The organism is Pedobacter sp. 01N416, assembly GCF_056399685.1.
Window position 1 is genome coordinate 1 of the sequence record NZ_JBFTRT010000269.1, and the last position, 8945, is coordinate 8945.

The window sequence follows — 8945 nt, forward strand, 5'->3', positions numbered from 1 at the left end:
GTCCATTTTTGAGCATTAACCTGGCTGGAAAAAAATAAGAGCAAAAGGGCAGGTACAAGTATTTTAAACATAGGATGATTTTCATGGATAACGTCTTTTAATTTTTTTTATTTCTCGTTTTTTAAAATAATATCGCGTAAGCAATTAGTTACAGCCTTTACCTGATAAGGCAAAGTGAATATGCGTAATTTTAGTTTTAGAAAACGATGATGAAAGGAATATTAATATTAGGCTGTTTATTAAATTTTGCGGTTTCCTTAAAGGCGCAGGTTGATACGGCAGCAATTAGAACAGTTTCGAATCATATAAAGAAAGAATTTGCCCCAGATAAACGGTCTGTTTATTTTAATATTCAATTTAAAGGAGATACTGTTTTTGCAGAAAGTACCTCGGCGCAAGTGCTCGAGGCACTAAATAACCAAAGTAAAGATTTTAAGGGTTTCGTTAAAATAAATACACTCCTTCCTTCAAACAGTTTAGCTGGGATGGAATATGGATTAGCCAATCTTTCGGTCTGTAACAATAGAGCAGCCCCTCAAAATGCGGCAGAAATGATGACGCAGATGATTTTGGGCACACCTGTGCAAGTATTAAAGAAACAAGGCGGTTATTATTTGGTACGTACACCTGATGGTTACCTTTCATGGACTGATGCTACCGCTGTAAGTATTATGGATAAGACGGCCTTTGAGGAGTGGAAAAAATCAAAACGGATTATTTTTACTTCCGACTTTGGTCATGCTTTTAGCAAAGCAGATATGAACTCCTCACGGGTTTCCGATTTAGTAAATGGCAATATCTTAGTATTAACTGGCGAAGAAAAAGCTTATTATCAAGTTGTTTTTCCCGATAAACGGACGGGCTACATTAAAAAAACTGATGCCAAATTGTTTTCAGATTGGCTGAAAAAACCTAATCCAAATGCGGAAGCTATTTTAACAACTGCAAAAACATTAATTGGCGTGCCCTATCTTTGGGGTGGCACATCTATCAAAGGGGTAGATTGTAGTGGTTTTACCAAAACAAGCTATTTCCTGAATGGAATCATTATTCCGAGAGACGCCTCGCAACAAGCTTTGGTTGGAGAAGATATACCTGTTTTAGAAGGAGATTCGATTAGCCTCACTAAGTGCCTTAAAAATTTAAAAGCAGGGGATCTATTGTTTTTTGCCGCGGCAAAATTGAAAGGCACATCCGGAGGAAGAATAACACATACTGCTATTTATATGGGCGATGGCGAGTTTATTCAATCAGCTGGAATGGTTAGGATTAACAGTTTGAAACCAGATGCAGTTAACTTTGATGAACGTGAAAGCAAAACCCTGGTTAGTGCTAAACGTTTTCTGAACCAGATTGGTACTTCCGAAATTACAAGGGTTGATCGACATGACTGGTATGGAATCTCAGCTTATTAACGGTTGGGTTTTAAGCAGATGTTCAAGAGGTTGTATCATAATTATAGGTTTGTCATCCTGAGCTTGTCGAAGGACCTTTTAAAATACTCTTTAAGGTGTTTCGACAAGCTCAACATGACATCATCTGATGTGAAATCTCCTTTAGGATACAATTCGTGTTGAGACAGAAGTTGTGGCTACAAACTTAAAGCTGAGACTACAAAAACATACCACCTGATGCTTCAATTCGCTGCGCATTAATCCATCCCGCATCTTCAGTACATAAAAAGGCCACCACTCCACCAATATCATCTGGCAAACCTACGCGGCCTAAGGCAGTATTTGAGGCGATTCCTGCATTTATTTGCTCGTTATCGCGCACTACACCACCTCCAAAATCAGTTTCAATGGCACCTGGAGCAACAACGTTAACTCTGATTCCTCTTACACCTAGTTCTTTAGCCTCATACCTTGTTAAGGTTTCCACAGCACCTTTCATCGATGCATAAGCTGCGTAGCCAGGGGTAGCAAAACGTGCCAAACCAGTAGAAAGATTAATAATCCCACTGCCATCATTTAATAATGTTAAAGCTTTTTGGGTTAAAAAGAAAGTTCCTTTAAAGTGGATGTTTATCAAAGTATCAAATTGTTCTTCGGTAGTTTCGGCAAAAGATGCATGAATGCCGATTCCTGCATTATTGATTAGAAAATCAAATTTTTCAGCATTAAAAACAGATTTCAGTACAGCTTTAACTGATACAAAAAAAGCATCGAAAGTTTTGGTGTCGGCTACATTTAACTGTATCGCGGCGGCCTGTACCCCTAGCTGTTTTATTTCGTTAACGGTAGCTTCTGCTTCTTCTTTTTTAGATTGGTAGGTAACAATTACGCCAATTCCTTTTGCTGCAATTTTTAAAGCAGCATTTTTCCCTAATCCGCGGCTACCACCGGTTACCAGGGCTATTTTATTTTGTGTTTCCATTTTCTTTTAATTTGTTAAACAAAGTTAGATGGAATACAGCTATAAAAATGGTGACAGCTTAAGTAAAAATGGTGACTGTTTAAGTTTTATATGGTGACAATTTCCTTATTTGCGGTCAAAGACTGGAAATAAGCTTCTCTGTACTGTTTTGGTGTTTGGCCAGAGAAATGTTTAAAAAACTTGGTAAAGTTAGATGGATCGTAGGTTAATATTCTTGCAATTTCGGCAATAGGCATACTTATATTCTGTAACATTGATTTTGAAATTTCCATTAAACGTTCTTCAAAGAAATAACAGGGGGAGTGGCCTGTGGCCGATTTAATGGTATTGCTTAAGTGTGTGGGGTGAACATGAATAAGCTCGGCAAAATCCCTCACTTCGAACATCTCAGTTACCCTGCCCGATACCACATCGTCTAAATGTTTATCCAGCTCTTTCAAAAAATCGGCTGCGATTTCATGTTGACGGGCAAAAAACTTCTGTGGAATTTTCATATCAAAGCGATTGCTGTTTAAACAAATATAATATCCGGAAAAATGAATATGAAATCTGAAAGTTATTTGTGACCAAAGGATTATTAAATGCAAAAACCGCTGATTTTTAGATCAACGGCTTTATATTTTAAAAGTTAATTCTTATTTTTTGCTAAAGGGTAGATCAAATGTACCGTCTGTAACCGTTACTGATGTATTAATAGTCGTATCTTCATTGGGTGCTTTAAATGAAAATGTTCCTTTTAATTTACCACCAGCTTCGCTTGTAATCGCCAATGTACCGCTTGTAGCAGTAAATGAGCCTGTAGGTGTTTGGTCTTTCATGTAAGATCCAACTCCATCGGTTACGAGATCGTATGTGCCTACGCCTTTATAATCTATTACAGAAAGAATCATTCGTTTATCACCATTTATAGTTACAATGGTAAGTAAATTCCCAATAATTGGAGTGTTGATTGATATTGCTTCACCGGTAAAACCAATTGTGGTGCCATCTACCTTTGCACTTAAATTATTAGTACTGTTATTGGTTTCGGGCAGTTTAACCGGAACCAGGCTGATCATAAATTGCCCCTCGCTGATGGTTTTGCTTGTTGAAGTAGATTGATTTTCTCCTTTAAACGCAAAAGTACCCTTAATGTATTTGTCTGCTAAATAACTGGTTATCTTTATTGTTCCTGATGTATTGCCTATGTAAGCATCTTGTAATCCGGATGTACTCAAAAGGTAAATCGCCATATTGTTATCCGATAAATTATAGGTGCCAACACCTTTAAAATTGCTGATCAGTAAACTAAAGCCGGTATTAATTCCTTTGTTACCCGAGATTTGGACACTTATTTCTCCACCTACATCATAAACCTGAGCAGTAGCCAGTGTACATTGCACTAAAACACCATCAACTTTTGCGCTCATTGTAGATAAAGCCCATTCCTGATGGTAATCGATTTCTTTTTTACAAGATGACGTAATTAAAAGGCATACTAGTGCCAATAGCGATAATTTGAAAGGTAATTTCACGAGCGTTAATTTGTTGGATTAATTAATATGCTAAGATAAAGAAAACTGATGCAATTTTTTAACATATTTTTCCCGCTGGTACCAATCGTTATAAACCAATTCTACCTGCTTCACCTCAAAAGCGCCAAAATCAAAGTCCCTGTATTTTTCGATAAGACTAAGCAAAGCGTTTATATGGATTAACTCCGATCTGAAACGGATCACGGTAGCGTGGGCAGTTTGGATAGCATAACGTTTATCGATACTCTGTTGCAGATCTGAATTTTTAAAGCCAGCTCTGATTTCGTTTAAGATATCGGTTAAAAAACCTTGAATTAAAATGCAGGATGCCGATGCCGTAAGTCCTTTAAACTGAATCTTGAAACGCTTATGTCTGGCTAAAACCTGTTGGATGAGTTGAATGTAATCCTCAACATGAATATGCTTTAAGTCGAAGCCCTCATAACAGGAAATGATAGACATTAGGGTAATGTGTATGTCGGCATTCTGATAATAATATTGATCAGGTTCAATTGCTTTTGCTTCAGTTAAAAACTGCTGGATTTTACCTTTCGTTGCAGCATCTGGTCTGATTACCAGTGTGATTCCAAAACGCTGATCGGTATCCGAATCGATTAAATGATCTGTTTCATAATTTCCGGCAGATATCTCTGCGATTGATTCGGCATAAAGTTTATGGTAATGCTCGGCTAAATTCATTATTAGTACACAAAAAGAAAGCGTATCACCAATATAGGATTGTCATCCTGAGCCCGTCGAAGGACCTACTTAGATTTGTAGTAAAGCGTTTCGACAGGCTCAACGTGACAGATTAAGGGAAAATTAACTTATGATATACCCTCAAATATTATAAATCTAGCTTAGACGCCATCAGGTGTCTAAGTTAGATTTAAAATTAGGCCAACAAAGTTTTCCAACTCACTGCTGATCCTATTATGTTTCCTAAATCGGCAATGGCTACACGTTCTTGCGCCATACTATCGCGGTGGCGGATAGTAACGGTGTTATCTTCTAAACTCTGGTGATCAATCGTAATACAGAAAGGTGTACCAACAGCATCCTGACGGCGGTAACGTTTACCGATAGCATCTTTCTCTTCATAAATACAGTTAAAATCAAATTTCAAAGTATCCATAATCTCACGGGCCTTTTCAGGTAAACCATCTTTTTTGGTTAATGGGAAAACAGCCACTTTGTACGGCGCCAAGGCTGGATGTAAACGCAATAACGTACGGCTATCCTGTTTATCATCGGTGCTTAAATCCTGCTCTTCAAAAGCATTAATCATGGTTAACAAGAACATACGGTCTAAACCGATAGAAGTTTCGATAACATAAGGAACGTAGTTGCCATAAGGTTTACCTTCTTCATTTAAATCGTTATCGAAATATTGCATTTTCTTGCCAGAAAACTCCTGGTGCTGCGTTAAATCGAAATCGGTACGGCTATGGATCCCCTCAACTTCTTTAAATCCGAATGGGAATTCGAATTCAATATCAGTAGCCGCATTGGCATAGTGTGCTAATTTTACGTGGTCATGGTAACGGTATTTTTCGGGCGAAGTACCTAAAGCTTTGTGCCATTTTAAGCGTGCTTCTTTCCAGTATTCGAACCATTTTTTGTCTTCACCCGGGCGAACAAAAAATTGCATTTCCATTTGCTCAAATTCGCGCATACGCATAATAAACTGGCGGGCAATTACTTCATTTCTGAAAGCCTTACCAATCTGCGCAATACCGAAAGGAATTTTCATCCTTCCCGATTTTTGAACATTTAAAAAGTTTACGAAAATACCCTGTGCTGTTTCCGGACGAAGATAAACCTCATCGCTTCCTTCAGCCATTGCACCAAATTGTGTGCTAAACATCAGGTTAAACTGGCGCACATCAGTCCAGTTAGAAGTTTTAGAAATCGGGCAGATTACTTTGTAATCAACAATTAAATCTTTTAGCTGTGCTAAATTTTCAGATTTAAGCGCAAGGTTCATTTCTACTTCAAGCGTTAAACCCTTTTTAACAAATCTCCAGCTCGCTTCCTCAACAAAAGGATATTTACTGTGATCTAAAATCGTTTCCTCATCTTTAAACGTTGGTACCCAGCTCGCCTGACCTTCATCACTTAAACCCAATATTTCTTGTTGAAATTCTTCAAATTTTGCTTTGTTTTCTGCACTGAAATTGGCCAGTTCCGAATATAGCTCATCAATTTTATTCTCTAATAACTGATCGGCTCGGTAACGTTTTTTTGAATCCTTGTTATCGATCATTGGGTCGTTAAAACCATCAACGTGTCCGCTGGCTTTCCAAACCTTAGGGTGCATAAAAATTGCAGAATCAATCCCAACAATGTTTTCATGCATTTGTACCATGGCTTTCCACCAGTAGGTTTTAATGTTGTTTTTTAACTCGGCACCYAATTGGCCATAATCGTAAACGGCACTTAAGCCATCATATATTTCGCTGCTCTGGAATACAAAACCGTATTCTTTCAATGGTAAAGGAACTGCGGATTTTAGAATTTCTGCACATAACTTAGGTGTTATAAGCTGTCTTAGGTGGTCGGAAACAGACGAAAGGTGTTTTACCTGTCAGCTTATACGCCCTTAAATCTCTTTTATGGTTCAAAATAATTAGGAAAGCAATAGTCGTGCTAGTCGGTTTCGGAGCTCCTGCTTTCCGCTTTAATCGTTACACTCGTGCTCGCTTTAATCAGGTTTAGGTGGCTAGAAATGTGAAACTATTAATGTTTAGATATAGGGTGCAAAAAAAAATCGGTGCAAACTAAATGTCACACCGATTTTTAAAATTAAGAGGGTGATTAGGTTTTTGTTGGCTTAAATGCTGATGTCCCTTTCCTCTTCAACACTTAATACGCCATCAATTTTTTTGATATCTGCAATTTTATGATTGCCCGGAACAATTACGATTACACCAATTGAATCTAAAGCCTCGATATCGTTAACACCGATTTCCTTGAGTTCTTTAACTACTAAATCCATTGTGTTATCCTTTACAGATATTAACCATTTTRTTTTCATCTTATAATTTTTTCAATTGGACCAATTGGATCGATAGGGAATTTCGGATTAACTAAAATTGGGAATTTATCAATTGGGAATTTATCAATCGGGAATCTATCAATTGGGTATTTTATCAATCTTGTTTTTGTAGGCGCTTGTACCAATCCTGCACCTACATCTCTGCCAGGTAAAGGTAACGTTTTCGCAGTTGAGGTTAATTTTCTCCACAAATTAATTCCTCTCAGGCCCGATGCCTGTGCCCATAGTGCGGCAATACCTGCAACATGTGGGGTAGCCATACTGGTTCCGTTCCAGCTCGCATACTTAGTAGGCAGTTTTGTAGAAGAATACACGTTAACGCCTGGAGCAGCAATATCTACAGCACCATAAGTTGGGTAAAGGCCTCCGTTAGAAAAAGCGGCTACGTTCATATTTACATCTACAGCACCCACAGCCATTATCGATGGGCAATTTGCAGGGTGCATTACCTGTCTAACAGTGCCTGGTCTTGCCGAATCGTTTCCTGCAGCAGCAATAATTAAAGTGCCTTGGGCTAAAGCGCGGGCAGCAGCGGTTTCGAAAACAGCAGAATAGCCTGCTCCGGTTACAAAGCCCCTTAACGACATGCTTACCACATCACAACGGTTGGCAATTGCCCAGTTAATGCCGGCAAGAATGCCTCCATCTCCACCAGAACCACCATTGCTTAAAACTTTTCCGATATAAATACTGGCGGCATAAGCAATACCGTATCTTTCTGTTGCCGATGGCGAACTAGAAGGACCACAGGAGGTACCAGTACAGTGTGTGCCGTGGCCATGTCCATCCTGTGTACTTTCTCCGCTAATAAAACTTTGATGAACAACAGGACGGCCAGCAAAATCAGGATGATGGAAATCGAATCCTGTATCCAATATGGCTACTTTAATGCCTGCACCATTGTATGGGTTGTATCTTAAAAAGCTGGTTGGTACAACATTGGTTGCTTTTAATCCCCAGGTAGCACCAACAGATTCTACTTCCGATTCTTGCTCTTCATAATTGTAATCTTCTGTTTCGGTTCCAACCAATACATTGGTCATTTGGTTTACCGCATCTCTGTAACCCTCTACATAATTTTGAGTACTTTCATCCAGCATTCCAATGGCATAAACTACTCTTTCCTTTTCTACAATCATTTCACTTTCGCCTAAACTGCTGATTGAATTTTCAATTTTCGGTTTTTCGTTTACGATAGCAATTCCCAGCTTGTCTAGTATGATACCATCAGTTTTAGCGAGGTCTTTATCTGTGAAAAACTCGTTTTCAAATTCTAAAGAGCTTTTTAGGTTCAGTCCGCTAATAGAATTGATCTGGTTAATAGAATCGGAGGTGTTGGATCCTTCTGGTAATAGTACAAGGTATCTTCCTGTGTACTCTACTTTTTCTTCTTTTTTCAAGGTTTTTGACATGGTTTAAGTTTTTTAAGTTTTGCCTACTCTATTCAGGATTTTCGGCTTATTCCCATTGGTGTTTTTTGTTGTTAAACACTAATCCAAAATTGAAACAGTTGGCGCAGAAAAACCTTAGGTAAACCACTAGAAATCAATGGTGAAAGCAACAAAATAAAAAGCGGTAAAAACAACAATAAAATATGGGGAAAACCCCATCTGTTATCTATAAAAGTTTTATCACATTTGGGAATAAAAGTTAACTTTAATTAAAACTCAAAAAATTATGGAAATGCAACATCTACCTAGCTATGCTATCGTATTTTTATGTGGGGTACTAGTATGTTATCTGTTACTAAAACTAATCGATCTTATGAAAACAAATGAAAGGCGCGGACGTCCAAATACGATGGATCCGGCAATAATCCAACAAATGGTAGATAATTACCGCAACAACCATTTAGCAGCAATTAATAAATTATTGGGAATAAACGATGCCCATTCTGTTTCTTTCGGTTTAAAAACCCTAAAAAAATTCATCGCTGATATCGAATTTTTTAGTAAAAAAGTAGACCCGCGCATTGCTGATGGTGCATTGGGTATCCG

General features: G+C 38.1%; 9 protein-coding genes. 2 read left to right on the forward strand and 7 right to left on the reverse strand.

Annotation, left to right across the window (positions count from 1 at the left end; all coding sequences use genetic code 11):
- Positions 1–209 precede the first annotated feature (209 nt).
- The gene (locus AC1DND_RS15610; RefSeq protein WP_477582949.1) at positions 210–1415 is read left to right on the forward strand and encodes a C40 family peptidase; all 1206 of its coding nucleotides are present in this window, start codon (positions 210–212) and stop codon (positions 1413–1415) included.
- Between the two features lie 196 nt (positions 1416–1611).
- Here AC1DND_RS15610 and AC1DND_RS15615 read toward each other — a convergent pair whose 3' ends face one another.
- From AC1DND_RS15615 to AC1DND_RS15645, 7 genes are all read right to left on the reverse strand, one after another.
- A complete protein-coding gene (locus AC1DND_RS15615; protein ID WP_477582951.1) occupies positions 1612–2376 on the reverse strand; it encodes an SDR family oxidoreductase in 765 nt (254 codons plus the stop codon).
- An 86-nt stretch (positions 2377–2462) separates the two neighbouring features.
- Positions 2463–2870 (reverse strand): helix-turn-helix domain-containing protein, encoded by a 408-nt coding sequence (locus AC1DND_RS15620; RefSeq protein WP_477582953.1) that lies wholly within the window; start codon positions 2868–2870, stop codon positions 2463–2465.
- A gap of 141 nt (positions 2871–3011) precedes the next feature.
- Positions 3012–3890 carry a DUF6252 domain-containing protein gene (locus AC1DND_RS15625; RefSeq protein WP_477582954.1) on the reverse strand — a complete coding sequence of 293 codons (879 nt, stop codon included), beginning with the start codon at positions 3888–3890 and terminating at the stop codon, positions 3012–3014.
- A 30-nt stretch (positions 3891–3920) separates the two neighbouring features.
- Complete coding sequence (locus AC1DND_RS15630; protein WP_477582956.1) at positions 3921–4589, reverse strand: 2'-5' RNA ligase family protein; 669 nt, start codon at positions 4587–4589, stop codon at positions 3921–3923.
- Positions 4590–4785: 196 nt separating this feature from the next.
- On the reverse strand, positions 4786–6381 hold the full coding sequence (locus tag AC1DND_RS15635; protein ID WP_477582958.1) for a glycine--tRNA ligase: 1596 nt from the start codon (positions 6379–6381) through the stop codon (positions 4786–4788).
- A gap of 342 nt (positions 6382–6723) precedes the next feature.
- Positions 6724–6888 carry a hypothetical protein gene (locus AC1DND_RS15640; protein ID WP_477582960.1) on the reverse strand — a complete coding sequence of 55 codons (165 nt, stop codon included), beginning with the start codon at positions 6886–6888 and terminating at the stop codon, positions 6724–6726.
- 35 nt (positions 6889–6923) lie between these two features.
- Positions 6924–8360, reverse strand: a complete 1437-nt coding sequence (locus AC1DND_RS15645) for a S8 family peptidase (RefSeq protein WP_477582962.1) — start codon at positions 8358–8360, stop codon at positions 6924–6926.
- A gap of 352 nt (positions 8361–8712) precedes the next feature.
- Here AC1DND_RS15645 and AC1DND_RS15650 point away from each other — a divergent pair.
- Positions 8713–8945, forward strand: a 233-nt coding sequence (locus AC1DND_RS15650; protein ID WP_477582963.1) for a hypothetical protein, incomplete at its 3' end; no start/stop codon positions are given.